The sequence below is a fragment of the Burkholderia anthina genome, assembly GCF_902498995.1.
Lineage (GTDB): Bacteria > Pseudomonadota > Gammaproteobacteria > Burkholderiales > Burkholderiaceae > Burkholderia > Burkholderia anthina.
This window is the reverse complement of the sequence record NZ_CABVLY010000010.1, coordinates 160622-176170: the sequence shown is the minus strand read 5'-3', so window position 1 is coordinate 176170 and position 15549 is coordinate 160622. Positions and strand designations below refer to the sequence as shown.

General features: G+C 66.9%; 16 protein-coding genes. 9 read left to right on the top strand and 7 right to left on the bottom strand.

Features of this window, described 5'->3' with window-relative positions:
• The first annotated feature begins 4 nt into the window (after nucleotides 1–4).
• The 6 genes from hemA to BME24068_RS15570 all read left to right on the top strand — a co-directional run bounded on the left by hemA (nucleotide 5) and on the right by BME24068_RS15570 (nucleotide 5332).
• Complete coding sequence (gene hemA, locus BME24068_RS15595) at nucleotides 5–1303, top strand: glutamyl-tRNA reductase (RefSeq protein WP_174926573.1); 1299 nt, start codon at nucleotides 5–7, stop codon at nucleotides 1301–1303.
• Nucleotides 1304–1396: 93 nt separating this feature from the next.
• A complete protein-coding gene (gene prfA / locus BME24068_RS15590; protein ID WP_096504385.1) occupies nucleotides 1397–2479 on the top strand; it encodes a peptide chain release factor 1 in 1083 nt (360 codons plus the stop codon).
• Between the two features lie 7 nt (nucleotides 2480–2486).
• Nucleotides 2487–3329: a peptide chain release factor N(5)-glutamine methyltransferase gene (gene prmC / locus BME24068_RS15585; RefSeq protein WP_096504383.1), complete on the top strand. Its 843-nt coding sequence runs from the start codon at nucleotides 2487–2489 to the stop codon at nucleotides 3327–3329.
• Between the two features lie 67 nt (nucleotides 3330–3396).
• Entirely contained in the window at nucleotides 3397–3708 is a 312-nt protein-coding gene (gene grxD, locus BME24068_RS15580; protein WP_027783412.1) for a Grx4 family monothiol glutaredoxin, read from the top strand.
• 14 nt (nucleotides 3709–3722) lie between these two features.
• Nucleotides 3723–4319 (top strand): UbiX family flavin prenyltransferase, encoded by a 597-nt coding sequence (locus BME24068_RS15575; RefSeq protein WP_096504381.1) that lies wholly within the window; start codon nucleotides 3723–3725, stop codon nucleotides 4317–4319.
• A gap of 221 nt (nucleotides 4320–4540) precedes the next feature.
• Entirely contained in the window at nucleotides 4541–5332 is a 792-nt protein-coding gene (locus BME24068_RS15570; RefSeq protein WP_174926572.1) for a DODA-type extradiol aromatic ring-opening family dioxygenase, read from the top strand.
• Between the two features lie 119 nt (nucleotides 5333–5451).
• Here BME24068_RS15570 and BME24068_RS15565 read toward each other — a convergent pair whose 3' ends face one another.
• Complete coding sequence (locus BME24068_RS15565; protein ID WP_096504377.1) at nucleotides 5452–7050, bottom strand: APC family permease; 1599 nt, start codon at nucleotides 7048–7050, stop codon at nucleotides 5452–5454.
• A gap of 421 nt (nucleotides 7051–7471) precedes the next feature.
• Here BME24068_RS15565 and BME24068_RS15560 point away from each other — a divergent pair, with 421 nt between their 5' ends.
• On the top strand, nucleotides 7472–7675 hold the full coding sequence (locus BME24068_RS15560) for a cold-shock protein (protein WP_006477070.1): 204 nt from the start codon (nucleotides 7472–7474) through the stop codon (nucleotides 7673–7675).
• 125 nt (nucleotides 7676–7800) lie between these two features.
• Here the strand turns inward: BME24068_RS15560 and BME24068_RS15555 are convergent, their stop codons facing one another.
• The 3 genes from BME24068_RS15555 to BME24068_RS15545 all read right to left on the bottom strand — a co-directional run bounded on the left by BME24068_RS15555 (nucleotide 7801) and on the right by BME24068_RS15545 (nucleotide 11292).
• A complete protein-coding gene (locus tag BME24068_RS15555; RefSeq protein ID WP_174926571.1) occupies nucleotides 7801–9051 on the bottom strand; it encodes an Hsp70 family protein in 1251 nt (416 codons plus the stop codon).
• 194 nt (nucleotides 9052–9245) lie between these two features.
• Entirely contained in the window at nucleotides 9246–9851 is a 606-nt protein-coding gene (locus BME24068_RS15550) for a nitroreductase family protein (protein ID WP_174926570.1), read from the bottom strand.
• A 157-nt stretch (nucleotides 9852–10008) separates the two neighbouring features.
• A complete protein-coding gene (locus tag BME24068_RS15545) occupies nucleotides 10009–11292 on the bottom strand; it encodes an MFS transporter (protein WP_096504373.1) in 1284 nt (427 codons plus the stop codon).
• A 218-nt stretch (nucleotides 11293–11510) separates the two neighbouring features.
• On the opposite strand from BME24068_RS15545, the gene BME24068_RS15540 reads away from it, so the two are divergent.
• Both BME24068_RS15540 and BME24068_RS15535 read left to right on the top strand, forming a co-directional pair.
• Nucleotides 11511–12134 carry a TetR/AcrR family transcriptional regulator gene (locus BME24068_RS15540; RefSeq protein WP_174926569.1) on the top strand — a complete coding sequence of 208 codons (624 nt, stop codon included), beginning with the start codon at nucleotides 11511–11513 and terminating at the stop codon, nucleotides 12132–12134.
• 76 nt (nucleotides 12135–12210) lie between these two features.
• Nucleotides 12211–12783 carry a DUF1415 domain-containing protein gene (locus tag BME24068_RS15535; RefSeq protein ID WP_174926568.1) on the top strand — a complete coding sequence of 191 codons (573 nt, stop codon included), beginning with the start codon at nucleotides 12211–12213 and terminating at the stop codon, nucleotides 12781–12783.
• A gap of 55 nt (nucleotides 12784–12838) precedes the next feature.
• Here BME24068_RS15535 and BME24068_RS15530 read toward each other — a convergent pair whose 3' ends face one another.
• The 3 genes from BME24068_RS15530 to BME24068_RS15520 form a co-directional block, all read right to left on the bottom strand.
• Nucleotides 12839–13729 (bottom strand): class I SAM-dependent methyltransferase, encoded by an 891-nt coding sequence (locus BME24068_RS15530; protein WP_174926567.1) that lies wholly within the window; start codon nucleotides 13727–13729, stop codon nucleotides 12839–12841.
• An 89-nt stretch (nucleotides 13730–13818) separates the two neighbouring features.
• Nucleotides 13819–14952: a methyltransferase gene (locus BME24068_RS15525; RefSeq protein WP_174926566.1), complete on the bottom strand. Its 1134-nt coding sequence runs from the start codon at nucleotides 14950–14952 to the stop codon at nucleotides 13819–13821.
• A 122-nt stretch (nucleotides 14953–15074) separates the two neighbouring features.
• On the bottom strand, nucleotides 15075–15407 hold the full coding sequence (locus BME24068_RS15520) for a YegP family protein (protein WP_059522325.1): 333 nt from the start codon (nucleotides 15405–15407) through the stop codon (nucleotides 15075–15077).
• Between the last annotated feature and the right edge of the window lie 142 nt (nucleotides 15408–15549).

The window sequence follows — 15549 nt, the reverse complement described above, 5'->3', positions numbered from 1 at the left end:
CGATATGCAACTCCTCACGATCGGAATCAATCACCACACTGCGCCTGTCGCCCTGCGCGAACGCGTGGCGTTTCCGCTCGAGCAAATCAAGCCGGCTCTCGTCACGTTCAAGAACGTGTTCCTCGGCCCCCAGGCGCCCAACGCGCCTGAAGCGGCGATCCTGTCGACCTGCAACCGCACCGAGCTCTATTGCGCGACCGGCGACCGGGCCGCGCGCGAAGGCGCGATTCGCTGGTTGTCCGAGTATCACCAGATTTCCGTCGACGAGCTCGCGCCGCACGTGTATGCGCTGCCGCAGTCGGAAGCAGTCCGGCACGCGTTCCGCGTCGCATCGGGCCTCGATTCGATGGTGCTCGGCGAAACGCAGATTCTGGGCCAGATGAAGGACGCGGTGCGCACCGCGACGGAAGCCGGCGCGCTCGGCACCTATCTGAACCAGCTGTTCCAGCGCACGTTCGCGGTCGCGAAGGAAGTGCGCGGCACGACCGAGATCGGCGCGCAGTCGGTGTCGATGGCCGCCGCCGCGGTCCGTCTCGCGCAGCGCATTTTCGAAAAGGTGTCGGATCAGCGCGTGCTGTTCATCGGCGCCGGCGAGATGATTGAGCTATGCGCCACGCACTTCGCCGCGCAAAGCCCGCGCGAACTCGTGGTCGCGAACCGCACCGCCGAACGCGGGCAGCGGCTTGCCGAACGCTTCAACGGCCGTGCGATGCCGCTGTCGGACTTGCCGACCCGCATGCACGAATTCGACATCATCGTGTCGTGTACCGCGTCGACGCTGCCGATCATCGGCCTGGGCGCGGTCGAGCGCGCGGTGAAGGCGCGCCGCCACCGGCCGATCTTCATGGTCGACCTCGCGGTGCCGCGCGACATCGAGCCGGAAGTCGGCGAGTTGAAGGACGTATTCCTCTATACCGTCGACGATCTCGGCGCGATCGTGCGTGAAGGCAACGCATCGCGCCAGGCCGCGGTCGCGCAGGCCGAGACGATCATCGAGACGCGCGTCCAGAATTTCATGCAATGGCTCGACACGCGCAGCGTCGTGCCGGTGATCCGTCACATGCATACGCAGGCCGACGCGCTGCGCCGCGCGGAAGTCGAGAAGGCGCAGAAGCTGCTCGCGCGCGGCGACGATCCGGCCGCCGTCCTCGAAGCGCTGTCGCAGGCGCTGACCAACAAGCTGATCCACGGCCCGACGAGCGCGCTCAATCGCGTGAACGGCGCCGATCGCGATTCGCTGATCGACCTGATGCGCGGCTTCTACCAGCACGCGCCGCGCTCGAACGACCAGTCCGGCCACTAGCGCCGCCCGGTTGCCCTGCCGCCGGCCAGTTGTTGCCTGCCTCCGGCCTATCCTTTCCGAATACCCTTTTGCCCGGGAGCGCCGCTCCACACCATGAAGACGAGCATGCAACGCAAGCTCGACCAGCTGTCCACCCGGCTGGCCGAACTGAACGACCTGCTGAGCCGCGAAAACGTCACGGCCGACCTCGACCAGTATCGCAAGCTGACGCGCGAACACGCGGAACTCGGCCCGGTCGTCGAGCAGTACGCGCTGTGGCGCCAGTCGCGCAGCGACGAGGCGGCCGCGCAGGAGCTGCTCACCGATGCGTCGATGCGCGATTTCGCCGAAGACGAGATTCGCGGCGCGCGCGAGCGCATGGTCCACCTCGAAGGCGAGTTGCAGAAGATGCTGCTGCCGAAGGACCCGAACGACGACCGCAACATCTTCCTGGAAATCCGCGCGGGCACCGGCGGCGACGAATCGGCGCTGTTCGCGGGCGACCTGTTGCGCATGTACCTGCGCTTCGCGGAACGCCAGCGCTGGCAGGTCGAGATGATGTCGGAAAGCGCATCGGACCTGGGCGGCTACAAGGAAGTAATCGTGCGGATCGCCGGCCAGGGCGCGTATTCGCGCCTGAAGTTCGAATCGGGCGGCCATCGCGTGCAGCGTGTGCCGGCGACCGAGACGCAGGGGCGCATCCACACGTCCGCATGTACGGTCGCGGTGATGCCGGAAGCCGACGAGATCGGCGAGATCGAAATCAATCCGGCCGACTTGCGCATCGATACGTTCCGCGCGTCGGGCGCGGGCGGCCAGCACATCAACAAGACCGATTCGGCGGTGCGCGTCACGCACATCCCGACCGGCATCGTCGTCGAATGCCAGGACGACCGCTCGCAGCACAAGAACAAGGATCGCGCGCTGAAGGTGCTCGCCGCGCGGATCAAGGACAAGCAGTATCACGAGCAGCACGCGAAGGAAGCCGCGACGCGCAAGAGCCTGATCGGCTCCGGCGACCGCTCGGAACGGATCCGCACGTACAACTTCCCGCAGGGCCGGATGACCGATCACCGGATCAACCTGACGCTGTATCGCCTCGAGGCGCTCATGGATGGCGATCTCGACGAACTGATCGGCGCGCTCGTCACCGAACACCAGGCCGAACTGCTCGCGTCGCTCGGCGACGCCGACTGAGGCCGCGATGCCCGACCTCACCGCCGACCAACTGCTGCGCGCTTCGCCGCTCGACGCGGTCGATGCGCGCGTGCTGCTCGCGTACGCGCTCGGCTGGACGCGCACGCAGCTGATCACGCGCGGCGACGCCCCGCTCGAGCCCGCCGCGATCGAACGCTATCGCACGCTCGAAGCACGCCGCATGGCCGGTGAGCCGGTCGCACAACTCGTCGGCATGCGCGAATTCTTCGGCCGGCCGTTCGACGTGACGCCCGACGTGCTGATCCCGCGCCCCGAAACCGAACTGCTCGTCGAAGCCGCGCTCGATGCGATCGACGGGCGGCCGCATCCGGCCGTACTCGATCTCGGCACCGGCAGCGGCGCGATCGCCGTGTCGATCGCAGCCGAACGCCCCGACGCGCGCGTGTGGGCGCTCGATCGTTCGCCGGCCGCGCTCGACGTCGCACAGCGCAATGCGGACAAGCTGCTCGACGCGCACCGCCCCGGCGGCCCGCTACACTGGCTGCAGAGCGACTGGTACGCAGCGCTCGACCCGGTGCTCGCGTTCGACACGATCGTCAGCAACCCGCCTTACATTGCACGGCACGACCCGCATCTCGCGCAGGGCGACCTGCGTTTCGAGCCGCGCGGCGCGCTCACCGACGACGCCGACGGCCTCAGCGCGATCCGCACGATCGTCGCAGGCGCCGGCGCCTACCTGAAACCGGGCGGCACGCTCTGGATCGAGCACGGCTACGACCAGGCCGAAGCCGTCCGCGCGCTGCTCGAGTCGCGCGGCTTCGTCGCGGTCGAATCGCTCGCCGACCTGGCCGCGATCGAACGCACGACAGGCGGCCGCCTGCCCGGCTGATGGCCGGCCCGAGCGGTTGAAATCCGCTATCATTTCGATCTAACGCCCCGCAAACGCAAGGTCAGTCATGGACACCCAACAACGTATCAAGCAAATCGTCGACGAAAACCAGGTCGTGCTCTTCATGAAGGGCAACGCGCAATTCCCGATGTGCGGCTTTTCGGGCCGCGCCGTGCAGGTGCTGAAAGCCTGCGGCGTCGACCAGTTCAAGACGGTCAACGTGCTCGAGGACGACGAAATCCGCCAGGGCATCAAGGCATTCTCGAACTGGCCGACCATCCCGCAGCTGTACGTGAAGGGTGAATTCGTCGGCGGCTCGGACATCATGATGGAGATGTACCAGTCGGGCGAACTGCAGCAACTGTTCGCCGCCGCGTAACACCCATCTTTCCGATGGCATCTCCCAGCGCGCCGCCACGTCGGCTGATCGTCGCGATCACCGGCGCCACCGGCGCGGTCTACGGCGTGCGGCTGCTCGAACTGCTGCGCGCCGCCGGCGGCGTCGAAACGCATCTGCTGGTTTCGAACGCCGGCTGGCTCAACATCCAGCATGAACTGAAGTTGTCGAAGTCCGACGTCGAAAGCCGTGCGGATGTCGTGCATTCCGTGCGCGATGTCGGCGCGACGATTGCGTCCGGTTCGTTCGCAACCGACGGAATGGTGATCGCGCCCTGCTCGATGAAGACGCTCGCGAGCGTCGCGCACGGGCTGTCGGACAACCTGATCACGCGCGCGGCCGACGTCACGCTGAAGGAACGTCGCCGTCTCGTCCTGATGGTGCGCGAAACGCCGTTCAACCTCGCGCATCTGCGCAACATGACGGCCGTGACCGAAATGGGCGGCATCGTGTTTCCGCCGCTGCCGGCGTTCTACGCAATGCCGAAGACGATCGAGGAACTCGTCGACCAGACCGCCACGCGCGTGCTCGACCTGTTCGCGCTCAACGCGCCGATGACGACGCCGTGGGCTGGCATCCGCCCCGCGCAGTAAGCCGCCGCACGCAACGTACAGGCGCCATCGCGCGCGCATCTTCGTCGATTCGACCGCCTACCGGCGCGAACCCGCGACCGCGAGACGATGCAGGCGTGCCGCACGCCCGGAATCACCCCGATTACCGACAAATACGATCCAATCAAATTCTTCCGGACTCGTTTATCAATGTCCGGTGCGCGCCTATAGTCACTGGCAACTCCTTTTTGCAGGCTTCCATCATGAACCGCTTGCCCTCGCTCTACCTGTCTCACGGCGCCCCCACGCTGCCGATCGACCCGACGCTGCCGTCCGGCGCATTCACGCACCTCGGCGCCGAGCTGCCGCGCCCGCGCGCGGTGCTGATGCTGTCCGCGCACTGGGGCACGCAGCAGCCGGTCGCGAGCGTCACCGCGCACCCGGAAACGATCCACGACTTCTACGGCTTTCCGCGGGCGCTGTACGAGATCCGCTATCCGGCGCCGGGCGCACCCGATGTGGCCGAGCGGGCAGCCGCACTGCTTAACACGGCGGGCATCGCGACGGCGACGACCGAGCATGGCCTCGACCACGGCGCATGGGTGCCGATGCTGCTGATGTTCCCGGAAGCCAACGTGCCCGTCGCGCAGTTGTCGATCCAGCCGCGTGCGAACGCGGCCCATCACTTCGCGCTCGGCCGTGCGCTGCGGCCGCTGCGCGACGAAGGCGTGATGGTGATCGGCTCCGGCCAGATCACGCACAACCTGCGCGCGGCCGATTTCGGCGCGGCGCCGGAAGATGCGGATCCGCGTGTCGCCGAATTCACCGACTGGTTCGAGGCGAAGCTTGCCGCGCGCGATGTCGACGCGCTGCTCGACTATCGCCGGCAGGCGCCGCACGCGGCACTGATGCACCCGACCGACGAGCATCTGCTGCCGGTGTTCACCGCACTCGGCGCGGCCGATGACGATTACCAGCTCGGAATCCAGTCGCTCGGCACGTACCAGCGCGTGCTCGCGATGACGAACTACGTGTTCGCCAGCGCGGCCGCCTGAACCCCGCCGCACCCGCCGCACCGCCGGCGCGTCCAAACAAAAAGCCCGCCCGAGCAATGCTCGGGCGGGCTTTTTTGCGCTTCCTGCCGCCGCCGATTCCAGCGGCAGGTCAGGCGTCGTCAGGCACCGACCCCTTCGAGGATCTCGTCGTGCGACTCGCGCTCGTCGAGATACTTGGTCCGGTAGCCCGTGTTCACGCCCCAGAAGTAGAACACCAGTGCGATCGCCGCGACGACCAGCATGTCCCAGCCGTACGGCAGATAGCCGAGGCCGCCGAATTCCTTGCTGCCGATCACCGACAGCACGGCCATCGTCGGCAGGTAGGCGACCAGCCACCATGCGGCCTTCAGGTCGGCACCCCAGCCGGTCCAGCCCGACCGCGCCTGGAAGAAGAAATACACCGGCAGCGCGACGACCATCAGCAGGATGATTTCGCCCGTCAGCGGCCACTTCGCCCAGTACAGGATCAGCGACGCGCAGACGAATGCGAACGGCGCGATCAGCGTCATCAGCGGAATCGACAGCGGACGCTCGATGTCGGTTGCCGAACGGCGCAGCGCCATCAGGCTGATCGGGCCGGTCAGGTACGAGATGACCGTTGCAACCGAGATCACCGCCGCGAGCGAGCTCCAGCCGCGGAAGAAGAACAGGAAGACGAACGACACGAGCAGGTTGAACCACATCGCCTGACGCGGCACGCCGTAGAGCGGGTGCACGTTGCCGAACATCTTCGGCATCGTGTTGTTGCGCTCCATTGCGTAGATCATCCGGGTGGTCGTCGCCATGTAGGTCGTGCCGGTGCCGCTCGGGCTGACGAACGCGTCGACGTACAGCAGGATCGCGAGCCAGTTCAGGTTCAGCGCGATCGCCAGCTCGGCGAACGGCGACTTGAAGTTGAAGTGCGACCAGCCCTGTGCGACGTCGAGAGGATTCACCGAGCCGATGTACGCCATCTGCAGCAGCACGTAGATCACGAGTGCGATCAGGATCGACGAGATCACCGCGAACGGCACGCTGCGCGACGGATTGCGCGCTTCACCGGCCAGGTTCACCGGGCTCTGGAAGCCGTTGAACGCGAACACGATGCCGCTCGTCGCGACCGCGGTCAGCACGGCCGACCAGCCGTACGGCGCAAAGGTCGCATTCGATGCGGTGCCGAGGTTCTCCGAATGGAAGCTCGTCAGCATCAGGCCGAGGATCGTGAGGCCGGGGATCAGGAACTTGAAGATCGTGATCGTCGTGTTCGCACGCGCGAAGGCCTTCACGCCCCAGTAGTTGAGCAGGAAGTAGATGACCACGAGCACGGCCGACAGCAGCAGCCCCGGTGTCGTCAATTCGCCGTTCACGAACAGCGCATGCGCCCATGGATACGGCCACGTGCTCATGTACTGGATCGACGCCTCGGCCTCGATCGGGATCACGGATACGATCGCAATCCAGTTTGCCCACGCGCTGATGAACCCCACCAGCGAGCCGTGCGAATAGCGCGCGTAGCGCACCATGCCGCCCGACTCGGGGAACATCGCGCCCAGTTCGGCGTACGTCAGTGCAATCGCGAGAATCACGACCGCGCCGATGATCCATGCGCAGATCGCCGCCGGACCGGCAATCTTCGCGGCCTTCCAGGCACCGAATAGCCAGCCCGAGCCGATAATCGAACCCAGCCCCGTCAGCATCAATGCAAACGGGCCGATGTTCCGTTGAATAGAACTCTTCACATCCTCTCCTGTGTCTCAAAAAGCATGGTCGGCCCGCGGTCCGGGATCGGCTCGGACAGCACCGCGCACGCATTCTTGGGGGGACCCGTCATCCGATCGGGGCAACCGGGTCCACGCGGCGCGTAGTTTAACGGTTGCACCTGCAAGTTGGCGGCAAAATCGTTCGGCCCCTACAAAAAATTCGCATCGCGTGCAAGCTTTGTAAACCTGAGCTCCGCAATAACCCTGACAGTATGGAAATACGGTTGACCGCCGATCCAATAAGCCGTATAAATGGCTTTGCAGGATTTCAAGCGGCGAGTGAATTGGTTCTTTCGTAGTTCGCCCATCAACGGTACTCCGGTTGGTCCTATTACCCCCTTCCTTGATTTTCCGCACCCATGGGCCTCGGCCCCGTTTTATTTTTTTAGGAACAAGTAACATGGCAACCGGTACCGTCAAGTGGTTCAATGACGCAAAGGGCTTCGGCTTCATCACCCCGGAAGGCGGCGGCGACGATCTGTTCGCGCACTTCTCGGAAATCCGCGTCGAAGGCTTCAAGACGCTGCAAGAAAACCAGAAGGTTGAATTCGAAGTGAAGACGGGCCCGAAGGGTCTGCAAGCTGCGAACATCCGTCCGGTCTAAGTTCGGCGCGATATTTCGTGTAAAAAAGCCCCGCTTCGGCGGGGCTTTTTGTTTTCCGGTGGCGCCAATCATGGTGCCGCCGATCATCCGAACGGCCGTCGGCCGTGTTGGATTTTTGCACCCGCTCAGCCGAACAGCCGTTGCGCGTGGATGCCGAGCCCCGTCGCGACACTCGCGAGACGGTCGCCGAACACCGGCTGCGCGTCCGGGAACGCGCCCGCCAGCGCGCCCGACAGGAACGCGAGGCCGGTCGAGCCGCCGGTGAAATACAGCGCGCCGACGTCGCGCGGCGCGACGCCCGCGAGCCGCACCGTCTCGCGCGCGGCATCGACGATGCGCGCGGTGTCGTCGACGCTCGCCTCGACGAGGCGATCCGCATCGAACGCGATCTGCAGATCCTCTTCCACGTCGTTCAGGTCGATCATCGTCTCCCCGCCCGCCGCAACGCCGATCTTCGCTTCTTCCGCGCGCGCCATCAGCGCATGCCCGAGCCGCTGCTCGACCACGCGCGTGAGCCGGTCGTACTGCCGTACCTCACGGTACAGGTGCTTCATCAGCTTCAGTTCGCCCAGCCGCTTCGGCGTGTAGACCGTATTGATCAGGTGCCAGGTCGCCAGATCGAAGTAGATCCGGTTCGGCAGCTCGCGCCCTTCGGGATCGAGCGACCGGTAGCCGAACGCGGGCAGGATCGCCGCGAGCTCGACGCGCCGGTCGTAATCGGTGCCCGCGACGTGCACGCCATGGTGCGCGAGCACGTCGTCCTTGCGCTCGAGGCGCGCCATCCGCTCCGGGCCGACCCGCACCAGCGAGAAGTCCGACGTACCGCCGCCGATGTCGGCCACCAGCACGAGCCGCTCGGCCTGCTGGCGCGACTCGTAGTCGAACGCGGCCGCGATCGGCTCGTACTGGAAATGCACGTCCTTGAAGCCGACCGACTGCGCGGCCGCTTCGAGCTGATTCTGCGCGAGGCTGTCGGCGCGCGGATCATCATCGACGAAGAACACCGGCCGGCCGAGCACCGCACGGCCAATCGGCGCGCCCGCGCGTGCCTCGGCCTTGCGCTTCAGGTGCGTCAGGAAACGCGCGATGATCTCCGTGTACGCCATTGCGCTGCCGTCGCCGAGATCGGTCGTCGTCTCCGCGAGCGGTGACCCGAGGATGCTCTTCATCGAACGCATCAGGCGGCCGTCGAAGCCGTCGATATAGGACGCCAGCGCCGCACGGCCGTATTCGACCGTCTGCTCGTCGTTGTTGAAGAAGATTGCGGTGGGCAGCGTCAGGTGGTCGCCCTCGACGGGCGCGAGGCGCATGCCGTCGCCGTCGGGCAGCGCCACGGCGGAATTGGACGTGCCGAAATCGATCGCGCAGTAAGTCATGGGAAGGTGCCGCAGCATGGCCGGCGCGAAAACGGAAAGGACGGGCTTTTTATCATGAAGCCCGCCGGATCACAACCGGGGACGACCGCCGGTGCCGCGCGACCGGCTCGCGGACGCGGCGATCGCGCGCGGGTAACCCGCGGCCGTGGCAGGCGCGGACGGGGTGCACGATGCAGGCCCGCCCGCGCGCGGAATCAGGCTGCGGCGTCGAAGCCCTTCTTCCATGCACCCGCGTAGACGACTTCGCCGAGCACATGACGCGTGCGCGGCGCCTTTTCGCGGTCGCGCAGCACCGGATCAAGCTTGTCGACGTTGCCGTAATGGCCGAGCGAGATGAGCGCCGGAATCGCGACATCGGCCGGAATCTCGAACGCATCGCGGAACGCCTTCGGGTCGAAGCCGCTCATCTGGTGCGCGGCGAGGCCCAGCGCGTGCGCCTGCAGCACCAGCGACATCGCAGCCGCGCCCGCATCGTACAGCGCGGTCGGCGCCGGCTCGCCCTTCGGCGTGAGCGTATGCGCGGTCACCGCGATCAACACCGGCGCCGGTGCATTCCAGCCCTGGTTGAACGGCACCAGCGTCGCGAAGGCGCGCTTGAATGCGGCTTCGTCCTGGGTGCGATCGAATACGATGAAGCGCCACGGCTGCGCGTTGTAGGCGGACGGCGCCCAGCGCGCGGCTTCGAGCACCGCATGCAGATCGGCGGCGCCGACCGGCTCGTCCGAATATGCGCGCGGACTCCAGCGGCCCGCGATCAGGTCGTGGATCGAAACGGTGGTGGGTGCAGGTTTGACGGACATGCGGTACCTCGCTGACATCGATGAAGGGGCGCGAACGCCCGGCGAACCGCAAGCATAACCGCTTGAGCCGCCACGCGCCCACCGATCCCCCGCAATGCAAATCACCGATCCTGCATTGACCGGCCGCACCCGCACGCGGCCGGCCGTATCGTCACGTTCAGGCGGCCTGCGCAGCCGCGCGGGACGGACCGCGATTGATTCGCAGCACGATCAGCGCGCCGACGATGCACAGCCCGCCCGAGATCATCGACGCGACCGTATAGGTGCCGAGGCTCGCGCGCAGCAGCCCCGCGCCGAGCGCCGCGAACGCCGCGCCGAGCTGGTGGCCGGCGACGATCCAGCCGAACACGACCGGCGCGGCAGCCTTGCCGAACACGTCGGTGGCGAGCCGCACGGTCGGCGGCACGGTCGCGATCCAGTCGAGCCCGTAGAACATCGCGAACAGCGGCAGCCCGAAGAAATCGATGCCGAACGCGTGCGGCAGGTAGATCAGCGACAACCCGCGCAGCCCGTAGTACCAGAACAGCAGCACGCGGTTGTCGTAGCGGTCGGACAGCCAGCCCGACAGCGTCGTGCCGAACAGGTCGAACACGCCCATTGCGGCCAGCAGCGATGCGCCCTGCACTTCGGTCATCCCGTAGTCGCTGCACATCGCGATCAGGTGCGTGCCGACATAGCCGTTGGTGCTCGCGCCGCAGATGAAGAAGCTGAAGAACAGCAGCCAGAAATCGCGCGAGCGGCTTGCCGTCAGCAGCGTGCGGAACGCGACCGCCAGCGGGTTTTCCTTCGTTGCATCGGGTGCGGGCGGCGCATCGGCCGGCTCGCCGTACGGGCGCAGCTGCACGTCGGCCGGCCGCTCGGGCAGCAGGAACGCGACCAGCGGAATCACGATCGCGGCCGCCACGGCGACAACCAGCACGACCGGCCGCCAGCCGTGGTGCTGCGCGATCGCCGCGAGCATCGGCAGGAACACGAGCTGGCCGGTGGCCGTGCTCGCGGTCAGAACCCCCATCACGAGGCCGCGCCGCGCATGGAACCAGCGCGTGACGAAGGTCGCGGACAGCGTCAGCGCGACCACACCCGTCGAGCAGCCGACCATCAGGCCCCAGATCAGCACCATCTGCCAGCTCTGCGTCATCAGCGACGACAGCGCGACGCCCGCGCTCATCGTCACCAGCGCGGTCAGGATCGTCGGACGCAACCCGAAGCGCTGCATCGCCGCGGCCGCGAACGGGCCCGTCAGGCCGTACAGCGCGATGTTCACGGAAATCGCCAGCGAGATCGTCGCGCGGCTCCAGCCGAGCTCCCGCTCGAGCGGCACCATCAGCACGCTCGGCGTCGCGCGTGTGCCGGCCGCCGCCAGCAGGATCAGGAAAACCACCGCCGCCGCGAGCCATCCATAGTGGAAACGCCCTCTGATTCGTGTCACTGCCCAGTTCATGCTCTCTTTCTCCAGTTGGCGCGCCCGGTGCGCATGCACCGGCCCACCCCTTCACCAGGCCACCTCCGCCGCACGCTGCATCGGCTGACCTGGGGCCGACACCTGGCATTTGTCTGTCGAACCGGGCGGCATTGTTACCGCTCGGTCACAAGTGTGTTGCGATCGTAGTTACCAGTCGGTAACATGTCAAGCAATTCATCACGCTGTCGAGGGTCATCATGTCGGGCATCGAGGCCGCCAACAAGCCGCCGGCACGCCGCACGCGCCGGCCGATTGCCGCCGCCACCGCGCAGGAACACCTGCTGCGCGCCGCCGAGGAGCTGTTTTACAAGGAAGGCGTGCGCGCGGTCGGCGTCGAGGCGGTCGTGGAGCTCGCGGGCGTCAACAAGATGAGCCTGTACCGGCAGTTCTCGTCGAAGGACGAGCTGATCCTCGCGTATCTGGAGCGGATGGACGCGTGCTTCTTCGAGCGTCTCGATTCGAGCGTCGCGAAGCATCCGGACCAGCCGAAGGCGCAGTTGATCCAGTATTTCGTCGACCTCGCCGAGCGCGCGACGCAGAAGGACTATCGCGGCTGCCCGTTCGTCAACGTCGCGACCGAATTTCCGGACACGTCGCATCCGGCGCGCGAGCGCGTCGCGCAGAACAAGGAACAGTTGATGAGGCGGCTCGTCGCGCTCTGCGAAGACGCCGGCGCGCGGCAGCCGAAGGCGCTGGCCGACGCGCTCGCGCTCGTGATCGAAGGCATCTACGCCGCCAGCCAGACCTACCGGCGCGGCGAAACGCCGATCGGCATCGCGCCCGCGCTGGTCACGCAGCTGATCGAAGCCGCGTGCGCGTGACGGACGGCGCACGCCCGGGCCCGGCGTGCCCGCTACAATGCGGCCCTCGCCGCTTCTCTGCCCCGCTGCCTTCGCCATGACCGATACCCGCCCCGACTCGCACGACGACATCCTCGCCGCCACGCGGCACTGGCTCGCACGCGCGGTGATCGGGCTCAATCTGTGTCCATTCGCGAAAAGCGTCTACGTGAAGGAGCAGGTGCGCTATGCGATCAGCGAAGCAACGACGCTCGAGGACGCCCTGGCCGACCTCGAAACCGAACTGCGCGCGCTCGAAGCAGCGGATCCGCAGCAGGTCGACACGACGCTCGTGATCTATCCGCGCGCGTTCGCGGATTTCGTCGACTACAACGATGCGCTGTTCTTCGCCGACCGGCTGGTGCGGCAACTGCGGCTCGACGGCGTGCTGCAGATCGCGAGCTTCCACCCCGAGTACCGGTTCGAAGGCAGCGAACCGGACGACATCGAGAACTACACGAACCGCGCGCCGTACCCGATCCTGCATCTGCTGCGCGAGGACAGCATCGCGCGCGCGGTCGACGCGTTTCCGGACGCGTCCGCGATCTACGAGAAAAACCAGGAAACGCTGCGCCGCCTCGGTCACGACGGCTGGCGGGAATGGATGCGCCGGCCGGGCGACGACGTCTGACACGGCGCGCGAAGGCCGGCGCGTGCGCGGCGGACGTGCCGCGCGCCGGCTCGAGTCAGTCCGCGGCCGGCTCGACGGCCGCGCCGGCCTCGGCGGCAGGTGCCGACGCGAAGAAGCGCTCGTTCAGTTCGGCCAGCCCGAACATCCCGAGGATCTCGTTCAGCCGCTCGCCGGGCTTGCGGCGCGGCAGGTTCTTGTACTGCGCGATGATCAGCTCGTTCTTCATCGAATGCTCCCAGCCGACCAGCTCGGTCACGCCGACCTGATAGCCGTGCGCCTCGAGCTGCAGGCAGCGCAGCACGTTGGTGATCTGGCTGCCGAATTCGCGCGTGTGCAGCGGATGCCGCCACACTTCCGTCAGCGCGTTCGCGAGCGACTTGCCCTTGTTCCTGCGCAGTACGCCGGCGACTTCCGCCTGGCAGCACGGCACCAGCACGATGTGCTGCGCGCGTTTCGCGAGCGCGAAGCGGATCGCGTCGTCGGTCGCGGTGTCGCACGCATGCAGCGCGGTGACGACATCGACCGTTTCGGGCAGCTTCGGCGACGTGATCGAATCGGCGACCGACAGGTTCAGGAACGACATGCCGCCGAACCCGAGCCGGGCGGCGAGTTCGGCGGAACGCGTGACGAGCGCTTCGCGCGTCTCGATCCCGTACACGTGCGACGCGAACGCCGGCGTGCCGTGCCCCGGCTGCTGCTTGAAGAACAGGTCGTACAGGATGAAGCCGAGATACGACTTGCCGGCGCCGTGATCGACGAGCGTCACGCTGCCCTTGTCGGCCTGCACGCTCGCGAGCAGCGGCTCGATGAACTGGAACAGGTGATAGACCTGCTTCAGCTTGCGGCGGCTGTCCTGGTTCAGCTTGCCGTCGCGGGTCAGGATGTGCAGTTCCTTCAGCAGCTCGACGGACTGCTCCGGACGGATTTCGTAGGTCTTGTTCGACATCGTGAGGCGGCGCCGGGCGGCGGTCGGTCGACCACGGCCCGGCGGCGGGAATTCGTGAGGAATGGCGATAGTTTACCGAAAATGCGCGATCAGGCCCGCGCGCCGAGTCGCCAGAGCGACGTGACCTCGGCGCGGCGCGCCGCGTGCAGCGGATCGTCCGCGTCGGCCGCCTTCGGGTGCGCGGGGCGGATGTCTTCGCGGCCGAGCACGACGAGGCCGGCTTCGTCGATCCATTGCAGCAGCGTGTCGCGCGACCGCAGGCCGAGATGCTCGGCAAAATCGGACAGGATCAGCCAGCCTTCGCCGCCCGGGTCGAGGTGGCCGGCAAGCCCCGCGAGGAAACCGCGCAGCATCCGGCTGTCGGGGTCGTAGACCGCGTATTCGATCGGTGCGCTCGGACGGGCCGGCACCCACGGCGGGTTACAGACGACGAGCGGCGCGCGGCCGGCCGGAAACAGGTCGGCTTCGATCACCTCGACGCGATCGGCATGGCCGAGCCGCGCGACGTTTTCTCTCGCGCATGCGAGCGCGCGCGGATCCTGGTCGGTCGCGACGATGCGCTCGACGCCGCGCGATGCAAGCACGGCCGCGAGCACGCCGGTGCCCGTACCGATGTCGAACGCGAGCGACGTCGCCGGCAGCGGCGTGCGCGCGACCAGTTCGACGTATTCACCGCGCACCGGCGAGAACACGCCGTAATGCGGATGGATCGGCGCGCCGCCGAGCGCCGGAATCGGCACGCCCTTCTTGCGCCACTCGTGCGCGCCGACGAGGCCGAGCAGCTCGCGCAGCGACACGACCGACGGCGCACCGCCCGGCCCGTATGCTTCCTCGCACGCGGCGCGTACGTCGGGCGCGCGGCGCAACGCAATCGTGTAATCGGCGTCGAGCGAGATCAGCAGCATCCCGAGCGTGCGAGCGCGCTGCGATTGCGCGAGACGGTGCAGATTGAAGGCGTCGACGCCGGCCGCGGCCTTCGCCTTCTTCGGCTTGCGTTCGACGCGACGCGCCATCGCCTGCACGAGCTGGCGCGCATTCTGGAAGTCGCCCTGCCAGACGAGCGCGGTGCCCTCGCATGCGAGGCGGTACGCCGCATCGGCGGTCACGCGGTCGTCGGCGGGCACTGCGCGCCTGGGCGGCTGCACGCCGGCTTCGGAGCGCCAGCGCACGGCATGTTCGGCGCCGTCGGCGTCGGTCCAGTGAAAAACAGGAAAATCGGTCACGCGAGCTCGGCTACGGTTGGCTTCAGACAGGCGGCGGGATGGCGCCGCGCGGACCACACCATACCGCGCTTTGCCCGCGCGGCAAAGCGGGGGCAACCGCCCCCGCCGAGGCTCGCGGCATGTCAGCTCTGGTCGTCGAGCGCCGCGTCCGGCGCGTTCTGCTTCACCGACGCGATGCCGTTCTCGCGGCCCGCTTCGGCCTTGTACAGCTCGCTCGTGCCGATGATCTCGTGATTGCCGGCCTTCAGGTTGAACATGAACTGACCGTTGCTCGCGGTCTTGCGCTCGTAGCGCGCGTCGTCCGGCGCGTTCTTGCGCACCGACGCGACGCCGTTTTCCGCCGACGCCTTGGTCTTGTACAGCTCGCTGCGCAAAATGATCTCGCCGTTGGCGGCCTTCAGGTGGAACAGGAACTGCCCGTCGCTCGCTTTCTTGATAACGAATTTCGCTGCCATGGTGCTCCTCTCGGAAAAGTCGTCCGGCCCTCCGGACCAAGGCAGTCTAAACGCGATTGCAGCGCAAAACGTCAGGCTCACGAAATTCGATCGTCAGGAATGATCAAACGGCGCCGCGATTGCGCCGCTTCGTCCGGCCCCG

Bases quoted from the DNA above. Each gene is read 5' to 3' on its own strand.
- hemA (WP_174926573.1), top strand. From the start codon at position 5: ATGCAACTCCTCACGATCGGAATCAATCACCACACTGCGCCTGTCGCC.
- prfA (WP_096504385.1), top strand. From the start codon at position 1,397: ATGAAGACGAGCATGCAACGCAAGCTCGACCAGCTGTCCACCCGGCTG.
- prmC (WP_096504383.1), top strand. From the start codon at position 2,487: ATGCCCGACCTCACCGCCGACCAACTGCTGCGCGCTTCGCCGCTCGAC.
- grxD (WP_027783412.1), top strand. From the start codon at position 3,397: ATGGACACCCAACAACGTATCAAGCAAATCGTCGACGAAAACCAGGTC.
- BME24068_RS15575 (WP_096504381.1), top strand. From the start codon at position 3,723: ATGGCATCTCCCAGCGCGCCGCCACGTCGGCTGATCGTCGCGATCACC.
- BME24068_RS15570 (WP_174926572.1), top strand. From the start codon at position 4,541: ATGAACCGCTTGCCCTCGCTCTACCTGTCTCACGGCGCCCCCACGCTG.
- BME24068_RS15560 (WP_006477070.1), top strand. From the start codon at position 7,472: ATGGCAACCGGTACCGTCAAGTGGTTCAATGACGCAAAGGGCTTCGGC.
- BME24068_RS15555 (WP_174926571.1), bottom strand. From the start codon at position 9,051: ATGACTTACTGCGCGATCGATTTCGGCACGTCCAATTCCGCCGTGGCG.
- BME24068_RS15550 (WP_174926570.1), bottom strand. From the start codon at position 9,851: ATGTCCGTCAAACCTGCACCCACCACCGTTTCGATCCACGACCTGATC.
- BME24068_RS15545 (WP_096504373.1), bottom strand. From the start codon at position 11,292: ATGAACTGGGCAGTGACACGAATCAGAGGGCGTTTCCACTATGGATGG.
- BME24068_RS15540 (WP_174926569.1), top strand. From the start codon at position 11,511: ATGTCGGGCATCGAGGCCGCCAACAAGCCGCCGGCACGCCGCACGCGC.
- BME24068_RS15535 (WP_174926568.1), top strand. From the start codon at position 12,211: ATGACCGATACCCGCCCCGACTCGCACGACGACATCCTCGCCGCCACG.
- BME24068_RS15530 (WP_174926567.1), bottom strand. From the start codon at position 13,729: ATGTCGAACAAGACCTACGAAATCCGTCCGGAGCAGTCCGTCGAGCTG.
- BME24068_RS15520 (WP_059522325.1), bottom strand. From the start codon at position 15,407: ATGGCAGCGAAATTCGTTATCAAGAAAGCGAGCGACGGGCAGTTCCTG.